The sequence below is a fragment of the Psychrobacillus vulpis genome, from assembly GCF_006861825.1.
In the GTDB taxonomy this organism is placed as follows: domain Bacteria; phylum Bacillota; class Bacilli; order Bacillales_A; family Planococcaceae; genus Psychrobacillus; species Psychrobacillus vulpis.
Window position 1 is genome coordinate 25,922 of sequence record NZ_VDGI01000025.1, and the last position, 18,410, is coordinate 44,331.

Consider the following 18,410-nt stretch of genomic DNA (forward strand, 5'->3'; position numbering starts at 1 on the left):
GGATGACATTATTTACACATTCAGCAAAAGAACTTCAAGGATTACTAAAAGAGAAAAAAGTATCTGTTGAAGAGTTAACAGCTGAATCTTATAAAAGAGTGAAAGAGTTAGACGGAGATGTGCAAGCATTTTTAGCTTTGAATGAAGAAAAAGCTACAGCACAATCGAAAGAAATGGATAAAGTTCCTTTTGAAGAAAGAGGTCCACTTTTCGGTTTACCGATTGGTGTGAAAGATAATATCGTGACAGAAGGAATTATTACAACTTGTTCAAGTAAAATTTTAGAAAACTTTAACCCTATTTATGATGCAACAGTTGTACATAAACTACGTGATGCGGGGCTTGTTACGATCGGAAAATTAAACATGGATGAGTTTGCTATGGGATCATCTACCGAAAATTCAGCTTACAAAACAACTCGTAATCCATGGAATTTGGATCATGTACCAGGTGGATCTTCAGGCGGTTCTGCTGCTGCAGTAGCAGCTGGTGAGGTTCCATTTTCTTTAGGATCAGATACTGGTGGATCTATTCGTCAACCAGCTTCTTTCTGTGGTGTAGTTGGGATGAAACCTACATACGGACGTGTTTCTCGTTCAGGATTAGTTGCATTCGCATCATCTTTAGACCAAATTGGACCTATTACACGAAACGTAGAAGATAATGCGTTTTTATTGGAAGCTATTTCAGGCCTTGATAAGAACGATTCAACTTCTGCAAATGTAGAAGTACCAAGCTTTACTAAATCTCTAACAGGAGATATTAAAGGACTTCGAATCGCTGTACCGAAAGAATATTTGGGACAAGGTGTAGGAGAAGCATCTAGACAATCTGTTTTAGATGCACTGAAAGTATTAGAATCACTTGGTGCTGTTTGGGAAGAAGTATCACTACCACATTCTAAATATGCACTTGCTACTTACTATCTATTATCCTCTTCAGAGGCGTCTTCTAACTTAGCTCGTTTCGATGGTATTCGTTATGGTTTCCGTGCTGAAAATGTACAAAACTTAATGGAACTATATAAAGAAACTCGTGCGCAAGGTTTTGGCGATGAAGTAAAACGTCGTATTATGCTTGGAACTTACTCGCTAAGTGCAGGTTCTTACGATGCTTATTATAAAAAAGCACAACAAGTTCGAACTTTGATCAAACAAGATTTTGAAACTGTTTTTGAAAACTATGATGTAATTATTGGGCCAACTACACCAACACCAGCATTTAAAATTGGTGAAAACGTAAAAGACCCACTAACTATGTATGCAAACGATATTTTAACAATTCCAGTAAACCTTGCTGGAGTACCTGGAATTTCGATTCCATGTGGATTCTCTGATGGTCTTCCACTTGGATTACAAATTATTGGGAAGCATTTTGATGAAGCAACGATTTATCGTGTTGCACATGCGTATGAGCAAGCAACAAGCTTCCATAAACAAACTCCTCAAATTTGGGAGGGAACAAAACGATGAATTTTGAAACGATTATTGGACTAGAGGTTCACGTAGAATTAAAAACAGATTCTAAAATATTTTCTCCTGCACCAGCTCATTTTGGAGCAGAGCCAAATACAAATACACATGTAATTGACCTTGGATATCCAGGCGTACTACCTGTTGTGAATAAAACAGCAGTAGAGTGGGGCATGAGAGCTGCACTAGCATTGAACATGGATATTGCACCAGTTACTAAGTTTGACCGTAAAAACTACTTTTACCCCGATAATCCAAAAGCGTACCAAATCTCTCAATTCGATAAACCAATCGGTGAAAACGGCTGGGTAGAAATCGAAGTTGGTGGAGAAAAGAAACGTATTGGTATTACACGTCTTCACTTAGAAGAAGATGCGGGTAAATTAACGCACACTAGTAACGGTTATTCCCTTGTAGACTACAATCGTCAAGGAACACCGTTAATCGAAATCGTATCAGAACCAGATATCCGTACTCCTGAAGAAGCATATGCATATTTGGAAAAGGTTAAATCTATTATCCAATATACAGGTGTATCTGACTGTAAGATGGAAGAAGGCTCACTCCGTTGTGATGCAAATATTTCGTTACGTCCATACGGACAAGAAAAATTTGGTACAAAAACAGAGCTGAAGAACTTAAACTCATTCAATTTCGTTCGTCGTGGTTTGGAACATGAAGAAGTTCGTCAAGCGGAAGTATTACTTTCTGGTGGAGTTATCCCACAAGAAACTCGTCGTTTTGATGAGTCAACTGGTAAAACAGTACTTATGCGTGTCAAAGAAGGCGCGGATGACTACCGTTACTTCCCTGAGCCAGACTTAGTAGAAATCGTAATAGATGATGAGTGGAGAGAAAGAGTACGCGCTGAAATTCCTGAGCTTCCTGATGCTCGTAAAAAACGCTACATCGAAGAGCTTGGACTACCAGCATACGATGCAATGGTTTTAACATTAACAAAAGAAATGTCCGATTTCTTTGAAGAAACTATTGCACTTGGTGCGGATGTAAAGCTTGCTTCCAACTGGCTAATGGGTGAAGTTTCTGCTTACTTAAATGCAGACCAAAAAGAACTGAAGGATATTAAACTAACTCCATCAGGCCTAGCTGGTATGATTAAGTTAATTTCTGACGGAACTATTTCATCGAAAATAGCGAAAAAAGTTTTCAAAGAACTTGCGGATAATGGCGGAGAAGCAGAAGAAATCGTGAAAGCACAAGGCCTAGTACAAATTTCAGACGAAGGTGCACTTCGTGAAGTCGTACTTGCAACACTAGATGCAAATCCACAATCAATTGAAGACTTTAAAAACGGTAAAGACCGTGCCATTGGATTCCTTGTTGGTCAAATTATGAAAGCAACAAAAGGACAAGCGAACCCACCACTTGTAAACAAAATTCTAAACGAAGAAATTGTAAAACGCTAATTAGTAGAGGTGTCCTAGGACACCTCTTTTTTGTTGATATGGGATTCTCTCGGATAGGTTGTGCATTCTCTCGGATAAATTAGTTATTCTCTCGTATAAATTAGTTATTCTCTCGTATAGCTCGTAGATTCTCTTGATTCGGAATTATAATCCAATTAAAAAACTCCCAGGGTAGAGACTTATAAATTAACTAGTAATCTAGTTGATATACTGTTCTCTCGGAAAGAGTGTGCGATCTCTCGCATAGGGTGTACATTCTCTCGGATAACTTATTTATTCTCTCGCATAGCTCGTAGATTCTCTCGAATCGGAATTATATCCCAATAAAAAAACTCCCAGAATATAAACCTATAAATTAACTAGTAATCTAGTTGATTTACTATTCTCTCGGATAGGGTGTACATTCTCTCGGATAAATTAGATATTCTCTCGCATAGCTCGTAGATTCTCTCACATAGCTCGCAGATTCTCTCGCATACCAAAATAATTCTCTCGAATCGGAATTAATTTCAATAAAAAAAGAACTACTCGAAATATACATTTCGAGTAGATCCATATAAATTATCCAGTAATCACTTGGTCATACGGATAGCGATAGTTCACTTTCTTCGGTTTAGTCAAAATGAAAAATAAAGTAAGCGGGCCAATTCGTCCGAGAAACATTACTATAGATATTAGTACTTCGCCTATATTACTAAGCTGATTTGTAATTCCCATCGTCAATCCGACAGTACCAAATGCAGAAAACACTTCAAATACTAATGGAAGTAATGGCAACTTCTCACTTATAGTTAGAGCAAATGTAAATAGAAATACAATAGCTAAACTAACAGTTGAAATAGCTAATGAACGAATAACAGTTTCCTTCCGAATAGACCTTCCGAATAATGATGGTTCTTCTTGAAAACGAAAGAAAGCAAATGTTGCCAATAAAGTTACCATAAATGTCGTTAATTTAATCCCAGAGGCTGTCGATGCACTACCCCCTCCGATGAACATTAAAAACATAGTAAATAATAATGAGGGATCTTCCATTTGTCCATAATCAATCATATTGAACCCTGCAGTACGAGGCGTAACTGCCGTAAAGTAGGAAGTAAATATTTTATCCCAAAGACTCATTTTCCCGATAGTACTATCATTATTAAATTCCAATAAAAAAAGAGTAATCGCTGCGAAAACATTCAACCCAATCGTTCCAATTACCATCATCTTTGTATGAAGTGACCAAGTACGAAACGATTTCTTTTGAAAAATATCTACAACTACGACAAATCCGAGTCCACCAATAATAAATAAACTGGACAATATAAGATTAACAATAGGGTCACTCGTAAAGCCCATTAAATTATCAGCAAACAGTGAAAAACCAGCATTATTAAAAGCGGAAACTACATGAAACAAACTATAATAAAAAGCATCTGAGAATCCGTAAGTTGGTATCCAGTGAAGAGTTAACAAAGAAATGGCTACACTTTCTACCGTTAATACGAATATTAAAATAAGTTTTGTAAGTTTCACAATTCCACCAATCGATTGCTGATTGAATGATTCTTGTAAATAAATTCTATTTTGTAAACCAACTTTTTTGCCTAGCAGTAGAAGGATAGCAACAGCAAATGTCATTGTACCAATTCCTCCACATTGAATAAGGAAAAGAAGAACAAGCTCACCAAACAATGTCAAAGTTGTACCGGGGTCAAACACACTAAGTCCAGTAACAGTCGTTGCAGAAGTTGCAACGAATAATGCATCTACCCACGAAACGGATGTCGTTGTTGCAAAGGGTAATTTCAATAAAATTGTACCTAATGCGATTAAACATAAAAAACTACCAGCAATAATTAGGGGAGGAGAAACTAAAAGTTTTCTCTTTTTATGTTTTAGCATTAAAACACTTCCTTTTTTTGTATTCAATAAATAAGAAATACTTTATTCTTCTTTCTGTCACATGTCAATAACTTATTTGAATTACCTGATAGAACGCAGTATACTTAGCAAAAAGGAGGATTTTCAAATTGCCTACAGAACAACAATATTATAATCAAGCTAAACCACTTACACAATATATGAACGATATGACTACAAAAAAAGAAGAATCTTTTAGCATATACGATAAGTTCGAAGTACCAGCGGATGATGAGTTTATTGAATTATTAAAAGAAAAATCTCCACATGTACTAGTTATAACGGAAGATTGGTGTGGAGATGCAATGATGAACAACGCGATATTACGTAGAATAGCAGAAGCTGCAGAAATTGAAGTTCGAGCTGTCTATCGCGATGAAAATTTAGAGTTAATCGATCAATATTTAACAAACGGTGGTCGCTCAATTCCAGTTTATTTATTGCTAAATAGTGATGGGGAAGTTATTTCTAAATGGGGGCCTCGTGCAGAAAAAGTGCAACAATTTGTAGCAGGAAATAGAGAAAAGTTTCCTCCGAAGGAAGATCCTACTTTCGAAGAAATACAAAATGCTTTTTTTCAGCAAATGACAAAAGAGTTCACTGAGAATAACGAATTTCACTTAGCTGTATACGAGGACATTCGTAATAACTGGATACAAGCACTTCAGAAATAACAAAAAAATTATTGTAAATAAAAGTGTGGGCCGGCATCAGTCGGCTCTTTTAGTAGTGAAATGGAACTTTTTGTTAAGTAACAAAGTCTTTATGACAAGAAAGAAATTGTGAAGCAGAAAGGAAATCTGTATGAGACGTGCAAGAATCATTTATAATCCAACTTCCGGAAGAGAACTTTTCAAGAAGAGTTTGCCAGATGTATTGGAATCTTTAGAAATTGCAGGGTATGAAACATCTTGTCATGCGACAAAATGTGAAGGAGATGCTACGATTGCTGCGAAGAAGGCTGTTGAAAATGGCTTTGACTTAGTTATAGCTGCTGGTGGAGATGGCACTCTCAATGAAGTGGTAGCAGGAGTTAGTGAGTTTGAGCATAAGCCAAAAATTGGACTTATCCCAATGGGAACAACGAATGATTTCGCAAGGGCTGTGCATATTCCTAGAGATATCTCAAAAGCTGTTGAAATCATTATAAAGGGTGATACAATTCCAGTTGACGTTGGCCGAGTAAACGACCGCTATTTTATTAATATTGCAGGTGGAGGAAGAATTACAGAACTTACATATGAAGTACCAAGTAAGTTAAAAACAGTACTTGGTCAACTTGCCTACTATCTCAAAGGGATTGAAATGCTTCCATCTATCAATGCAACGAAAGTAAGAATTGAGTACGATGATGAAGTATTTGAAGAGGAAGCCATGATGTTCTTAGTAGGGCTGACTAATTCTGTAGGTGGATTTGAAAAACTGGCACCTAGTTCTAGTATTAATGACGGCAAATTTACTTTATTGATTTTGAGGAAATGTAATGTAGCAGAATTTATTCGTCTTGCGTCCTTAGCCATCCGGGGAGAACATTTACACGATCCACTAGTAATTTCGACAAAAGCAAAACATATTAAGGTGACATCTGAAGACAAAGTTCAATTGAATCTTGATGGTGAATATGGTGGAACTATCCCAGCAGCTTTTGAAAATTTATACAGACATATAGAGGTTTTTGTACCGATCGATGAAATTCGTGAACAAGACAGACCGTAAAAAAAACTAACCCAGCATTCTGCCGATTGCTGGGTTTTTGAACACTTCACATATCTAACACAAGTTTGTCATTCTTTCACCATGAATATGTTAGAAATCAGACAAGAACGGGAATGGTTTACTATATATTCTAATGTAGAATGAAACCAAAGGAGATAAGTGTATGTATAAAAAACAAGAAAAATACTTAATATGGCTTGCATTTATAGTTGCAGGTATTATGTTATTGTCATTTATTGGACGGATTTTTGGAAGCTAAGGAGGTATAACAGATGGGAAATGAAGAATCAGTATTTTTTAGTCGTGTATTGACCGAGTTGACTTTATCATTTCATATTATTTACGCAACAATTGGAGTCGGCGTGCCACTAATGATTATGATTGCTCAATGGGTTGGGATTAAAAAAAATGACGAGCATTATATTTTACTTGCTCGACGTATAGCACGTGGATTTGTTATTACAGTGGCCGTTGGTGTTGTAACCGGAACAGCAATTGGTTTGCAACTTTCACTATTATGGCCGAATTTTATGCAATTGGCGGGAAATGTTATTGCACTCCCTCTATTTTTGGAAACGTTCGCGTTTTTCTTTGAAGCTATTTTCTTAGGTATTTATCTATACACTTGGGATCGTTTCGAAAATCAAAAGAAGCACTTATTATTACTTATCCCTGTTGCCATTGGTGCATCTGCATCTGCGGTGTTTATTACGATCGTAAACGCATTTATGAATGCTCCACAAGGTTTTGATATTTTAAATGGAGAACTCATTAATATCCAACCTTTAGTAGCTATGTTAAACCCTGCAATGCCAACAAAGGTTGCGCATGTGCTTGTTACAGCATATATGACAACTGCGTTTGTTTTAGCGTCTATTGCAGCATTCCGATTACTAAAAGGTTCCAACCATATTTATCATAAAAAGTCCTTATTTTTAATGCTGAAACTTGGGCTAATTTTTGGCATAGCAGCAGCAATTATTGGAGATTTTTCTGGGAAATATTTAGCTGCATATCAGCCAGAAAAATTAGCAGCAGCAGAGTGGCATTTTGAAACAGAAAAAGGAGCACCACTTGTTCTATTAGGAATATTAGATGGGGAAGAGGTTAAATATGCATTCAAAATACCTTATGCACTTAGTATTTTAGCGCATGGAAGTCCAGCAACTGAAGTGACTGGATTGAATGATTTCCCACAAGACGAGATACCTCCACTTTACATTCACTATTTGTTTGATGGAATGGTAATGATCGGTATGTTTCTCGTTTTCATATCCTTTGTTTATGTTATAGGGAAAATTAGAAAATGGAAGTTTATCTCTTCCAGATGGTTCCGATGGATTGTTGTTATGGGTGGTCCTTTAGCAATTCTTGCTATTGAATTCGGATGGTGGCTTGCAGAGGTAGGACGTCAACCGTGGATTTTAAAAGGCTTTATGCGTACTGCGGAAGGTGCTACTACAAGTAATAATGTTGATATCATGTTAATACTGTTTTCCGGGTTATACCTTATATTGGGAATTGGAAGTGTTGTAGTATTGCGACGAATGTTCCGAAATAATCCAGTTGAACAAGAGCTGGAAGATCGACATGCTGAAAAGGGCGGTGATTTCACATGACGCTTGAAATTGTAGGGATTTCTGTATTATGGCTCTTTTTGTTTGGTTACTTGATAATTGCTTCGATTGACTTTGGAGCAGGCTTTTTCAATGCATACAGTTTGTTAACGGGGCGACAACATATTTTAACGAATATTATACAAAGATATTTATCACCTGTTTGGGAAGTAACGAATGTTTTCTTAGTGTTCTTCTTTGTAGGTGTTGTTGGATTCTTTCCAAAAACAGCGTTTTATTATGGAACTACTTTGCTCGTACCAGCAAGTATAGCGATAATTTTATTAGCGATTCGTGGATCCTATTATGCATTTGAAACGTATGGTTCTCGCGGGCATAAAGGTTATTCGTTTATGTATGGTATAGCAGGTTTGTTTATTCCTGCTTCGCTTTCGATTGTATTAACCATTTCTGAAGGTGGATTCGTGTCCATGGTGGATGGTCAGCCAGTTTTGGATTACTGGGAGCTTTTTACTAACCCTTTAACATGGAGTATTGTGGTACTTAGTATTGCTGCAGTACTATACATTTCCGCTGTATTTTTAACGTGGTATGCAGACAAAGCGAAAGATGCAAAGGCAACTAGCTTAATGAGAAAGTATGCGCTACTGTGGTCATTGCCCCTCATTATTACAGCTATAGGAATTATGGTTGAATTACGTCAGCATAACGCAGAACATTATGGACGGATGCTTGACTTTTGGTGGTTATTTGCAATCTCTGCAGTTATGTATGTTGGAACAGTGTGGCTTATTTGGAAGCGAAAAAAATACGGTCTTGCACTTAGCTTATTAATAGGACAATTTGCATTAGCGTTTTTTGCGTATGGTATTTCACATTATCCGTATTTACTATATCCACATTTAACATTGTATGATGGGTTTACAAACCCAACGATGGCGGTTGCACTGATTATCGCATTTATAGCGGGACTTGGACTATTAATACCATCGTTGTATTTACTATTGAAACTATTTTTATTCAATAAAGACTACGTTCGCGGAAAAAAAGACAATCACGCATAAGGAGGAGCACCATGACAAACTTTCTCATTTTTTACGCACCATTTATCGTTGTTATCTTATCAATCATTGTAGCTTTTTGGATAGCTCCAAAAGATAAAGCCGTTTCAGACGAATAAAAAAAAACGGATTGTCCAATAAATAAAAAAATCGTTGAAATGGCTCCCTTTCCGCGGGCTTTGTCTCAGCCTCCTCGCTTCGCTCCGGGGTCTTCGACTAAAGCTTTTCCCACAGGAGTGTCGCCTTTTTCAACGATTTTCTAGAAGTAAAAAGTAGAGTGTGGATTGTTGATGATCCCCTCTATTTTTTTGTTTTAAGAAGCATGATAAAAAGGATTCTCTATACATATTATAAATATTTTTAATATCAATTCCAAAATATAGGGAAGTACAATTAAACTTTTCGTCAAAGTTTGTTAGAATGGAAAAGCATTAATATTACAAAAGGGGAAGACAACAACATGGCGAAGACGAATAGTAAAAAAACGTTAATTTTCGAGTATATTCAAATAATGTTTGGAGCTGCTCTTGTCGGGCTCGCGTACAATATATTCTTACTGCCTTCTAAGCTCGCAGCAGGAGGAGTTTCAGGGATAAGTACAATTCTTTATGAACTTTTTCAATATAATCCCGCTTATGTACAGTGGCTTATCAATATTCCATTATTTTTCTTAGCGATTTTAATTGTAGGGAAGGACTTCAGTGCAAAAACGCTCGTTGGTACAACATTTGTTCCTTTGGTCATTTGGTTGACGCACGATATTAAGCTGTTAGTTGATAATCCGCTGCTAGGTGCCATTTATGGTGGAATTATGCTAGGCGTGGGGCTTGGTATAGTTTATCGAGGTAATGGGTCAACTGGTGGTACGGCTTTAATCGCCCAAATATTAAAGAAATTCACTGGAATTTCAAGTGGGTTCTCTCAACTTCTAGTAGACGGTTTAGTTGTTATAACATCTGCATTAGTCTTTAATTTTGAATTAGCCCTATATGCGATGATATCGATATATGTATCAAGTAAAGTAATCGATTTTGTTCAACTTCAAACATCACCAACTAAATTAGTACTCATCATTACAGACAAAGAAGAGGAAATCCAAACAATTGTCAGAGAAGAAATTAACCGTGGTTTAACGAAAATCAAAACTTTAGGTGGTTACTCAAACGAAGAGAAAACAATGATTTTATGCGTAGTAGAACAATCAGAGGCAGTCTACTTTAAGAAACTTCTATTAGAAAAAGAGCCAACTTCATTTGTCATCTTCTTAAATGCATCTGAAATATTAGGAAGAGGATTTTCAAAAGCAAGATATGATGAAGAGGAAGTAAAAAATAATCTGCGCATGTAAAGGTGGGAATACGAATGAGATACGATGTTTTATTGTTTGATCTAGATGATACATTGTTTGACTTTGGAATAACGGAGAAAAATGCACTGCATCACTTATTTGTAGAATACGGTTTACCGAATGGTGTGAGCGATTATCTTATAAGCTACAAAGCAATAAGTAAAGTATTATGGAATGATTTGGAGCATGGTCGTACAAGCCTAGCCGAGCTTAAAGTGGAGAGATTTAAGAGATTGTTTTTAGAGCAAGCACTTGATCTAGATGCGGAAGTTATTGGGCAAAAGTACTTAGAGAATTTAGGGAAAGAAGTTCAGTTAATGGACGGTGTAGAAGAAATGATCGCAAATCTTTCTGGGTGCAGATTTGCAATATTAACAAACGGTTTTAAAGAAGTACAGCATGCAAGAATCGGTGGATCTTCACTAAAAGATGTTTTTGAGGCAATTATTACTTCAGAAGAAACTGGTTATCAAAAGCCTCAATCGGAGATTTTTGAATATACATTGGATAAACTACAAATTCTAGACAAGTCCCGTGTTTTAATGATTGGAGATTCCCTTTCATCGGATATTCAAGGTGGAAATAACTTTGGTATAGATACTTGTTGGTTTAATCCACATATGAAGAAAAATGATACAGTAATACAGCCGACTTACGAGATACAAACATGGTCAGAGTTTTTAGATATAGTTAAAAAAGAAGTGGTGGAAGTAAATTAATCTTTAGAACCTCAATTTTGGGGTTCTTTTTTGTGACATAAGGATTAGTTGGAAAAATTGACGTGTTAGTTGGAATTTTTAGATGTTTAGTTGGAAAAATAGAAGCTATAGTTGGAAAAATGAATGGTGCCATATACTACGTACCAAACAAACGAGTATTTTTGGTATAATGAATCAATCAAATAAGAACGGAGAAATAACGTGAATACACCAGTAAAAAAGAATGACCAGTTAACAGTTCATATAGAGGACTTAACACATGACGGAGCAGGAGTTGCAAAAGTAGATGGATATCCCCTTTTTATACAAGGTGGACTACCAAATGAAACAGCAGAAGTCCATGTTTTAAAAACATTGAAAAACTATGGCTTCGCAAAATTAACGAATATTATAGAACCTTCTCCATTTCGTGTAGAAGCACCATGCCATGTATTTTCAGAGTGCGGAGGCTGCCAATTGCAGCATATGACGTATGAGGGTCAGCTACAATGGAAAGAAAGCATGGTTCGTAATGTCATGCAACGAATCGGAAAAGTTGATGCTCCGGTATTGCCTGTAAAAGGAATGGACAACTCATGGCGTTATCGCAATAAATCACAAATCCCATTCGATTTAGAAAATGGAGAGGTCGTAGCAGGATTTTATCAAACAAAATCGCACAGAATTGCAGATACAAATACTTGTATCATTCAAACAGACGAGGCAGACCGTTTGCTACGAGCTATTAAAGAAAAAGCACTGGAACTAGATCTAACTCCATATAATGAAGAAACAAAAAAAGGCCAATTACGCCATCTTGTTGTTCGAAAAGGAAGAGCAACTGGTGAAGTGATGGTCGTCCTTGTAACAAAACATGTTAAGCTTTCAAAAAAAGAAGACATTATTGAGCTAATCCGTGAAGTAGAGCCGAATGTTACTTCCATTATGCAAAATGTGAACACTCGAAACACAAATGTTATTTTCGGCGATGAAACAAATATCCTTTGGGGCAAAGCAGTCATTGAGGATCGTATTGGTGTTGTACGTTTTGAAATTTCAGCTCGTTCATTTTATCAAGTGAATCCCGTGCAAACAGAGGTGTTATACAAGCAAGCACTAGATTACGCACAGCTTTCTGGAGATGAAACAGTGATTGATGCGTATTGTGGTATCGGTACAATTTCTTTATTCCTTGCACAGAAAGCTAAACAAGTTTTAGGCGTAGAGATCGTTCCTCAAGCAATTGAAGATGCGAAACGAAACGCAGAGCTAAATGGTTTTGAGAATACGTATTTTGAAGCTGGTCCAGCGGAAGAAGTCATTCCAAAATGGTACAAGGAAGGCAAAACAGCAGATGTTCTGGTCGTTGATCCACCGAGAAAAGGCTGTGATGAAGCGCTGCTAACAACGATTATTGAACAACGCCCGAAACGAGTAGTTTATGTATCGTGTAACCCTGCGACACTTGCTCGTGACCTTCGCATTTTAGAAGATGGTGGTTATAAAACGAAAGAAATTCAGCCAGTGGACATGTTCCCGCAGACAACACACGTGGAGTGCTGTGCGTTGCTTGTTTTAGATAAATAAAGAGCAGAGGTTTCCGAGAATCGATAATGGATTCTCGGACTGCCATCTGCTTTAATTTCTATTTTACTTATAAAGTAATTTAATATCTCAGGCGTAATTTCTTCAAAATTCAACTTACTAATTAGTTTTGTTTTTAACTCCTTAATTATATCTATTTCGAACTGCAAATCAGAGCTTTCCTTTATTGAACTAATTTCAATTTGTAATTTTCTTTCCTCTACTTCCAAGGATGCAATAAAGTCATTATAATTATCTTGTGAAATTTGTTCATCTAGAAAAAAAGCAGTTGCTTTATTTTTTTTATTTAAGATATTAGCCAATTTCTTTTCTAAAGTCGGGTATTTCTTCTGCTTCTCTTTTTTTGTTCGCTCAATTTTCTTTAGGAGTTTCCCTTCGATATCCTCAATTTTTAAACTTCTTGTTAAGTTACATAGTTCTGATTGTATTGTTATCGTTAAATCTAATTCTCGTACGCGATGATTTGAGCATCGCTTACTACCATGCTTGTTAAAATTACCACATACATAACCTTTGCTATTTTTTTTAAAATGCATGCCTCTACCACAATCTGCACAAAATAACAGATTAGAAAATAAATGAGATTGGGATTGCGGTCTTATTTTTTTTCTTTCAAGTATCAGATTTTGAACCAACTGAAATTGTGCTTTTGAAATTATTGGCTCATGGACGTCTTCTACAATTATCCATTCAGAGGGATCCATTTGTTTTCTTTTTTTTGTGGATAAACTTGTTGTAACATATTTCTGATTAGTGACTGCTCCAGTATAGTTGGGATTTGTGAGAATCCCCCTGACAGTAGAACCATGCCAAACATCAGATTTATTACTTTTGTCTGCATAGAAAGATGGTGTTGGGATCCCTTCATTATATAATCCTCGAGCAATTGCATCATGACCACTACCACTAATATATTCCCTAAATATTCTTCTTACTATATCAGGGGTTTCATCATTTCTAACGAAGAGTTTCTTGTCTTTTATTTCATATCCAAGTGGAGCGGTTGAAGATAAAAACTTACCTTTCTTTGCTTTCATTTTATATACCGATTTAATTCTTCCGCTCATAGTACGTGACTCCTGCTCAAAAATAGCGGTTAAGATACCAAACATATATTTACCTTGTGACCCAAATCCTATATTACCGTCTACTGTTGCTAATTCTATTCCTTTTTGTTCAATTAAATCCCTGAGTTGATAGGAAGTAGCTCCATTCCTCGCTAATCTTGAAAGCTCTTTTGTGAGAATTACATCGAATTTCTGTTCCTCTGCATCTTTAATTAATCGCTGAAATTGTGGTCTATTTGAATTTGTACCGGTTGCAACATCGGTATAGACATCGTAAAAAGTCCAACCCTTGCTTTTGATAAAAGCAAAGGCTAACTCTTTTTGGGAAATTAGAGATTCTTTTTGTTCTTCCTTATTGGTTGAAACACGTATATATACTGCACATTTCATTTTAGAATCTTTCTCCTCACGCTCATGAGAAGTACTTGCATTCACCTTATTTAGATTGTATGAGTCTTCTAAATGCATGTCAATTCGTGTCTTACCTTCATTATTTGTTTCAACTTTTCTTTCTAATAAACTTGTCATTATATTGCCTCCAATTTTATCTTTATTTTGCTTTAGCATAATGTTACTAAAAGAAATGCTAGTGCAAACTTAAAATCGGTTCTACTATGTCTGAGTACGTTAAAATTCAATACTTATGCAACATCTCTACCATTTAGTATTGTTGTATTTTTAATGAATTTACCTATTTCCTGTTCAATTTGATCTTCTACGAACGAAGTTAGTAAATCTTCCAATAATATCAAATCATCTTCATAAAAAACTCTCTCTACTACCATTTCATTAATTCCTCCCTAAATATAATTCGTTTATTTAAGGTAATTTTATAAAAGAAATAGAGTCGAAAAAGCAGAAAAATGCTCTACGCTTCTTTACCTAAATTTTTCCAAATAAAACATATGAAAAAGAACCTCTTTTATGACTCGTTCAGGAGTATAAATTGTTTTCTTTTAGAGTGTTAATTCTTGGTTCTTAATAGTAGTAAATTATATGTATTTTTGTAGGTTCAATAATATAGAAACAAGTTTGACTCTTACTTTAAGACTAACTTTGTATTGTTAATAATTGTCAGACATACTCTCTTGAATTATTTAGTGCACAACTAAATAGCATCTCATAAACAACCTATTTCTCTATCATTGAAAGAGTAATAATTATAGGTGGGATAGAAGAGTTAGAGAGGGCTCTATCCCAGTGGCACCAAAGGATACAAAGTAATTTAGATAAGGAGGTATTGAAATGATTCATACATTTAAATTGAGATTGAGTTTGGAAGAAAAACACCTTCAGTATTTGCAGGATATTCATGGGATCGGGATTTACGAGGTTGGAAGAACATTTGGAACAACTTTTAAGGGTTTGACTATTTCGGTTGTAAATGTTCCATATCGAAATGATTTAAATGCACACATCTTCGTAGATGTAACAGAAGTACTTGATAAGGGAGATATTACTGTAAGAGACTTACCTACTATTGAAGCGTACTTAAGAGATATTGTTGAAACAGTTTTTGGTGAGAGAGCACTTTATGATAATCATATTCTTATGAGATTTGACTATCGTTTTGATGTAATAATATTAGGAGAACTCAAAAGATTGGACTATATTAAGCTCTTTGGTAAATCTATGAGACAGATAGGAAAGAGACACAAGAAGCAAGGTTATCATAACATTTATGGTTTTTTTGAAGATTACCAAACTGGTTTAATACACACTAATGATTCTATTGAAACGATTATTTATGACAAGGTGGCCGAACGCAAGAAAAAGAACAAAGTTATTGCCTCTTACGAAAAAGATGTTGTAAGATTTGAAGTTCGATTAAAAGAAGATCATCTTAATTATCAGTTCCGAATCACAGGTCTTCTGAAAACTCTTGATAATTACTTTAACGATGCTTCGTTCAATTATTATGTTGAAAAGTATCTTTTGAAGACATATCTGACGGAAGATTTTTATAAGTTTTCAAAGGCAATTAACCAAATAGAAAAAAGTAATCTCTCGATAATATGTAAGAAATCACTGACGAAGTTTCTGACTATTGTAAGTCGCGGAGATTTGACATCGCCGCAGAGATCCATGGCTCGTTCAACATTTAACAGACGGCTGTTGGAATGTAAACAACTAAAAGTTCATCCTACCACTATTCCAAACACATGGAAGCATGCTCCAAATGTTATGGAGAATCCATTAGCAGCCTTGGCAGAGTATGTGAATAACTACAAAAAAAATAATAAGATTTACTAAACCCAATGTCCTCGGGTAATCTCAAGGGTGACTTTTATCATTACCCTTTTACAAGACTAAGACTCTGAAAAGATGTTTGTTTGGAAGGTAACAAGCAGATTCGCAGGTCTGTATCTCCATTAAATTCAATCCATTTTTCTTTTTCTCGCTCTACTGCTCGATTTTGCCATTCAAACCAAACATATAAACATTCACTACAATGACTCTCTACTCCACTATTATTTTTAGTATCTCTACGTGTAAATAAGGTCCTTTTGCGACAGTTGTAGCAATAAATTACTTTATCATCACTTTTTAATATCATAATTATCTTTCCCTCCAATATACATTATTTATTGTCTATTACTTAGCTACTTATTCTTTAACCAAATAATTTTATTAAGTAAATGCTATGTTAAAGGAAAAGGTTGATTTATCGTAAAATGGTATGATGTCGCATGCCCTGCACAAATAAAATTAGTTTATCCTCAACTGGATATTTATTAAAATAGATATAAAGATTGTGAAGAAATACACTTAAACTAACGCAGCAGTTTAGTTGAAGAAGGTGGAGAATATACATGAGTGGGGGAAGGATACTTACATGAATCCTATTAAAAAAGCTTATGGTTATGTAACAAGAATTAGAGAAGGAAAAACACAGGTATTAGTTTTTCGACATTCAAATGCTGAAGCAGGTATTCAGATACCCAAAGGTACAGTAAAGCCAAAGGAAGATACTTATAATGCAGTAATTAGAGAGATTGAAGAAGAAACTGGACTTAGAAATTTTAAAGTTGAGAATTTAATTGCAGAAGATTTTTGGGAGAATGATGACGGTGCAATACATAACAGATTTTTTTATAAGATAACCGTTTCAAGCATAGAAGATGAATGGGACTATCACCCAACTGGTGGAGGAGATGAAGACGGTCTAACATTTCATTACTTCTGGATTTCATCAATAGATGATGTCGAACTTATAAGAGGTCATGGAGATTATTTAAATCTTGTTCTTAACTAACCTTACTGCACTAACGGATGCTTTACTTCAAGAAGGAGTAAAGCATTTTTTCTTATTTAACTTACGGGGGGTTAGTTGATACTAAAAATATGGGGGGGGGAAGAGATGAGAATAGTTGATTTTAAAAAAAACCTTTCTTCCATAAATGAGTTTATTTATTTTGATAGTAACGATTATCTACGAGAAAAGACCACAAATCCTTTGAAACTAAAACAGGTTATTGCTGAAGCTGAAAATCTATTAAGAATAAGTGATGAAGAAGATAAGTATTTTCTTTACGGAACAGTAGGTAATTTGTATAGGATTTGCGGAGAGCCTGAGAAAGCAATCAACTATTTAAACTATTGCCTAAATTATGCATTAGAAGAAGAAAACATAAGCAAAGAAATAGTTACATTAATACGACTTGGAGAAGCGTTAAAATATCATAAAAAACATAATAAAGCGATAGAGTTTTTTGATGAAGCTTTTAATAAATGTAAAGACAATAAGATAGACTCATACTTAGATTATGCTTTACAACACAAGGGAAAATGTCTAATGGAATTGGGAATGTTAGATGAAGCTGAAAAATGCTTTATAAAAGCATTCAAGCTAAGAGAATTTAAAGGCGATTCTACTTTAATTGATTCTACTAAACAAGCACTGGATTTGGTGAAAAGATTATAAAACCAATTCCTGTTTAACTAAAGGGGCAGTTTAGTTCAATAAGAAGTGCTAGGATTGTTTGAAAAAAAGAGGAGGAGAAGATGTAGATGCAACGAGTAAAAAAGTTATTACGCTTTCTTATTTTTAATAAATATGATGAATTTGCAAAAGTTTTAGGCTACACAGATTGGAAAGGTGCCGACGAAAACACGTTTTATGTTTATCGTATAGAACCAGATGCAGGTTGGCATGTGACAGAACTCCCCAATAAAAAGTGGGCAGTTTGGAATGATGAAGGACAACCCCCATATTCTATCAAGGTATTTGAAACGTGGTTCGAGGCGATTGGGCAACTTCGAAAGTTATTTGAGGAAGAGGGATTACCAGAGGAATACTGGATGCCTGAAGGATTTGATGAGAATGAAAATGTGTTTATGAAAGAACCTGACAGAGATAAAAAGATGTAAACAAGATGTGAATAATGTTATTGAACTAACGCAGCAGGTGTGCGGCCGAGCCTAGGTCGTATCATATAGCGGGTGGGATTCCCGTCGAGAAAGAACTAGCCATTCACTCGTAGCGAGTCTTGGAGGGCTAATGGTAACATTAGCCTTTAAGCGTAGACAG

General features: G+C 35.5%; 18 protein-coding genes. 14 read left to right on the top strand and 4 right to left on the bottom strand.

Annotated elements, in window-relative coordinates; translation table 11 throughout:
* Positions 1-2: 2 nt before the first annotated feature.
* A complete protein-coding gene (gatA, locus tag FG384_RS17380; protein WP_142643957.1) occupies positions 3-1,472 on the top strand; it encodes an Asp-tRNA(Asn)/Glu-tRNA(Gln) amidotransferase subunit GatA in 1,470 nt (489 codons plus the stop codon).
* Positions 1,469-2,899 carry an Asp-tRNA(Asn)/Glu-tRNA(Gln) amidotransferase subunit GatB gene (gene gatB, locus FG384_RS17385; RefSeq protein ID WP_142643958.1) on the top strand — a complete coding sequence of 477 codons (1,431 nt, stop codon included), beginning with the start codon at positions 1,469-1,471 and terminating at the stop codon, positions 2,897-2,899. Before gatA ends, gatB begins: the two co-directional genes overlap by 4 nt.
* Positions 2,900-3,460: 561 nt before the next feature.
* On the opposite strand, the gene FG384_RS17390 is transcribed toward gatB, so the two are convergent.
* Positions 3,461-4,789: a TrkH family potassium uptake protein gene (locus FG384_RS17390; RefSeq protein ID WP_142643959.1), complete on the bottom strand. Its 1,329-nt coding sequence runs from the start codon at positions 4,787-4,789 to the stop codon at positions 3,461-3,463.
* A 128-nt stretch (positions 4,790-4,917) separates the two neighbouring features.
* On the opposite strand from FG384_RS17390, the gene FG384_RS17395 reads away from it, so the two are divergent.
* The 8 genes from FG384_RS17395 (at position 4,918) to rlmD (ending at position 12,794) form a co-directional block, all read left to right on the top strand.
* On the top strand, positions 4,918-5,481 hold the full coding sequence (locus FG384_RS17395; protein WP_142643960.1) for a thioredoxin family protein: 564 nt from the start codon (positions 4,918-4,920) through the stop codon (positions 5,479-5,481).
* 130 nt (positions 5,482-5,611) lie between these two features.
* Entirely contained in the window at positions 5,612-6,523 is a 912-nt protein-coding gene (locus FG384_RS17400; RefSeq protein WP_142643961.1) for a diacylglycerol kinase, read from the top strand.
* A gap of 272 nt (positions 6,524-6,795) precedes the next feature.
* Positions 6,796-8,142 carry a cytochrome ubiquinol oxidase subunit I gene (locus FG384_RS17405; protein ID WP_142643962.1) on the top strand — a complete coding sequence of 449 codons (1,347 nt, stop codon included), beginning with the start codon at positions 6,796-6,798 and terminating at the stop codon, positions 8,140-8,142.
* The gene (locus tag FG384_RS17410; protein ID WP_142643963.1) at positions 8,139-9,164 is read left to right on the top strand and encodes a cytochrome d ubiquinol oxidase subunit II; all 1,026 of its coding nucleotides are present in this window, start codon (positions 8,139-8,141) and stop codon (positions 9,162-9,164) included. The genes FG384_RS17405 and FG384_RS17410 overlap by 4 nt, the downstream gene beginning before the upstream one ends.
* 11 nt (positions 9,165-9,175) lie before the next feature.
* Positions 9,176-9,280 (top strand): cytochrome bd oxidase small subunit CydS family protein, encoded by a 105-nt coding sequence (gene cydS, locus FG384_RS20485; protein WP_420849978.1) that lies wholly within the window; start codon positions 9,176-9,178, stop codon positions 9,278-9,280.
* Between the two features lie 341 nt (positions 9,281-9,621).
* The gene (locus FG384_RS17415; protein WP_142643964.1) at positions 9,622-10,509 is read left to right on the top strand and encodes a YitT family protein; all 888 of its coding nucleotides are present in this window, start codon (positions 9,622-9,624) and stop codon (positions 10,507-10,509) included.
* A 14-nt stretch (positions 10,510-10,523) separates the two neighbouring features.
* Positions 10,524-11,228, top strand: coding sequence for a YjjG family noncanonical pyrimidine nucleotidase (locus FG384_RS17420; protein WP_142643965.1), 705 nt, complete (start codon positions 10,524-10,526; stop codon positions 11,226-11,228).
* Between the two features lie 201 nt (positions 11,229-11,429).
* The gene (gene rlmD, locus FG384_RS17425; protein WP_142643966.1) at positions 11,430-12,794 is read left to right on the top strand and encodes a 23S rRNA (uracil(1939)-C(5))-methyltransferase RlmD; all 1,365 of its coding nucleotides are present in this window, start codon (positions 11,430-11,432) and stop codon (positions 12,792-12,794) included.
* Here rlmD and FG384_RS17430 read toward each other — a convergent pair.
* Both FG384_RS17430 and FG384_RS19895 read right to left on the bottom strand, forming a co-directional pair.
* Positions 12,725-14,407, bottom strand: a complete 1,683-nt coding sequence (locus tag FG384_RS17430) for a recombinase family protein (protein ID WP_166462476.1) — start codon at positions 14,405-14,407, stop codon at positions 12,725-12,727. The two genes, rlmD and FG384_RS17430, sit on opposite strands and share 70 nt — an antisense overlap.
* A gap of 113 nt (positions 14,408-14,520) precedes the next feature.
* Complete coding sequence (locus FG384_RS19895; RefSeq protein WP_166462477.1) at positions 14,521-14,664, bottom strand: hypothetical protein; 144 nt, start codon at positions 14,662-14,664, stop codon at positions 14,521-14,523.
* A gap of 460 nt (positions 14,665-15,124) precedes the next feature.
* Here FG384_RS19895 and FG384_RS17435 point away from each other — a divergent pair, with 460 nt between their 5' ends.
* Positions 15,125-16,132, top strand: a complete 1,008-nt coding sequence (locus FG384_RS17435; RefSeq protein ID WP_142643968.1) for a hypothetical protein — start codon at positions 15,125-15,127, stop codon at positions 16,130-16,132.
* A gap of 40 nt (positions 16,133-16,172) precedes the next feature.
* On the opposite strand, the gene FG384_RS17440 is transcribed toward FG384_RS17435, so the two are convergent.
* Positions 16,173-16,436, bottom strand: coding sequence for a hypothetical protein (locus FG384_RS17440; RefSeq protein WP_240793464.1), 264 nt, complete (start codon positions 16,434-16,436; stop codon positions 16,173-16,175).
* Between the two features lie 279 nt (positions 16,437-16,715).
* Here FG384_RS17440 and FG384_RS17445 point away from each other — a divergent pair, with 279 nt between their 5' ends.
* The 3 genes from FG384_RS17445 (at position 16,716) to FG384_RS17455 (ending at position 18,250) form a co-directional block, all read left to right on the top strand.
* Positions 16,716-17,135, top strand: a complete 420-nt coding sequence (locus tag FG384_RS17445) for an NUDIX hydrolase (RefSeq protein ID WP_142643969.1) — start codon at positions 16,716-16,718, stop codon at positions 17,133-17,135.
* Between the two features lie 105 nt (positions 17,136-17,240).
* Positions 17,241-17,804 (top strand): hypothetical protein, encoded by a 564-nt coding sequence (locus FG384_RS17450; RefSeq protein WP_142643970.1) that lies wholly within the window; start codon positions 17,241-17,243, stop codon positions 17,802-17,804.
* An 86-nt stretch (positions 17,805-17,890) separates the two neighbouring features.
* The gene (locus FG384_RS17455; RefSeq protein ID WP_142643971.1) at positions 17,891-18,250 is read left to right on the top strand and encodes a hypothetical protein; all 360 of its coding nucleotides are present in this window, start codon (positions 17,891-17,893) and stop codon (positions 18,248-18,250) included.
* Positions 18,251-18,410 lie beyond the last annotated feature (160 nt).

Coding starts and splice junctions, on each gene's coding strand:
- FG384_RS17420 (WP_142643965.1), top strand. CDS start 10,524: ATGAGATACGATGTTTTATTGTTTGATCTAGATGATACATTGTTTGAC.
- FG384_RS17390 (WP_142643959.1), bottom strand. CDS start 4,789: ATGCTAAAACATAAAAAGAGAAAACTTTTAGTTTCTCCTCCCCTAATT.
- FG384_RS17435 (WP_142643968.1), top strand. CDS start 15,125: ATGATTCATACATTTAAATTGAGATTGAGTTTGGAAGAAAAACACCTT.
- FG384_RS17415 (WP_142643964.1), top strand. CDS start 9,622: ATGGCGAAGACGAATAGTAAAAAAACGTTAATTTTCGAGTATATTCAA.
- gatA (WP_142643957.1), top strand. CDS start 3: ATGACATTATTTACACATTCAGCAAAAGAACTTCAAGGATTACTAAAA.
- FG384_RS17445 (WP_142643969.1), top strand. CDS start 16,716: ATGAATCCTATTAAAAAAGCTTATGGTTATGTAACAAGAATTAGAGAA.
- gatB (WP_142643958.1), top strand. CDS start 1,469: ATGAATTTTGAAACGATTATTGGACTAGAGGTTCACGTAGAATTAAAA.
- FG384_RS17440 (WP_240793464.1), bottom strand. CDS start 16,436: ATGATATTAAAAAGTGATGATAAAGTAATTTATTGCTACAACTGTCGC.
- FG384_RS17400 (WP_142643961.1), top strand. CDS start 5,612: ATGAGACGTGCAAGAATCATTTATAATCCAACTTCCGGAAGAGAACTT.
- FG384_RS19895 (WP_166462477.1), bottom strand. CDS start 14,664: ATGGTAGTAGAGAGAGTTTTTTATGAAGATGATTTGATATTATTGGAA.
- FG384_RS17405 (WP_142643962.1), top strand. CDS start 6,796: ATGGGAAATGAAGAATCAGTATTTTTTAGTCGTGTATTGACCGAGTTG.
- FG384_RS17410 (WP_142643963.1), top strand. CDS start 8,139: ATGACGCTTGAAATTGTAGGGATTTCTGTATTATGGCTCTTTTTGTTT.
- FG384_RS17455 (WP_142643971.1), top strand. CDS start 17,891: ATGCAACGAGTAAAAAAGTTATTACGCTTTCTTATTTTTAATAAATAT.
- cydS (WP_420849978.1), top strand. CDS start 9,176: ATGACAAACTTTCTCATTTTTTACGCACCATTTATCGTTGTTATCTTA.
- FG384_RS17450 (WP_142643970.1), top strand. CDS start 17,241: ATGAGAATAGTTGATTTTAAAAAAAACCTTTCTTCCATAAATGAGTTT.
- FG384_RS17430 (WP_166462476.1), bottom strand. CDS start 14,407: ATGACAAGTTTATTAGAAAGAAAAGTTGAAACAAATAATGAAGGTAAG.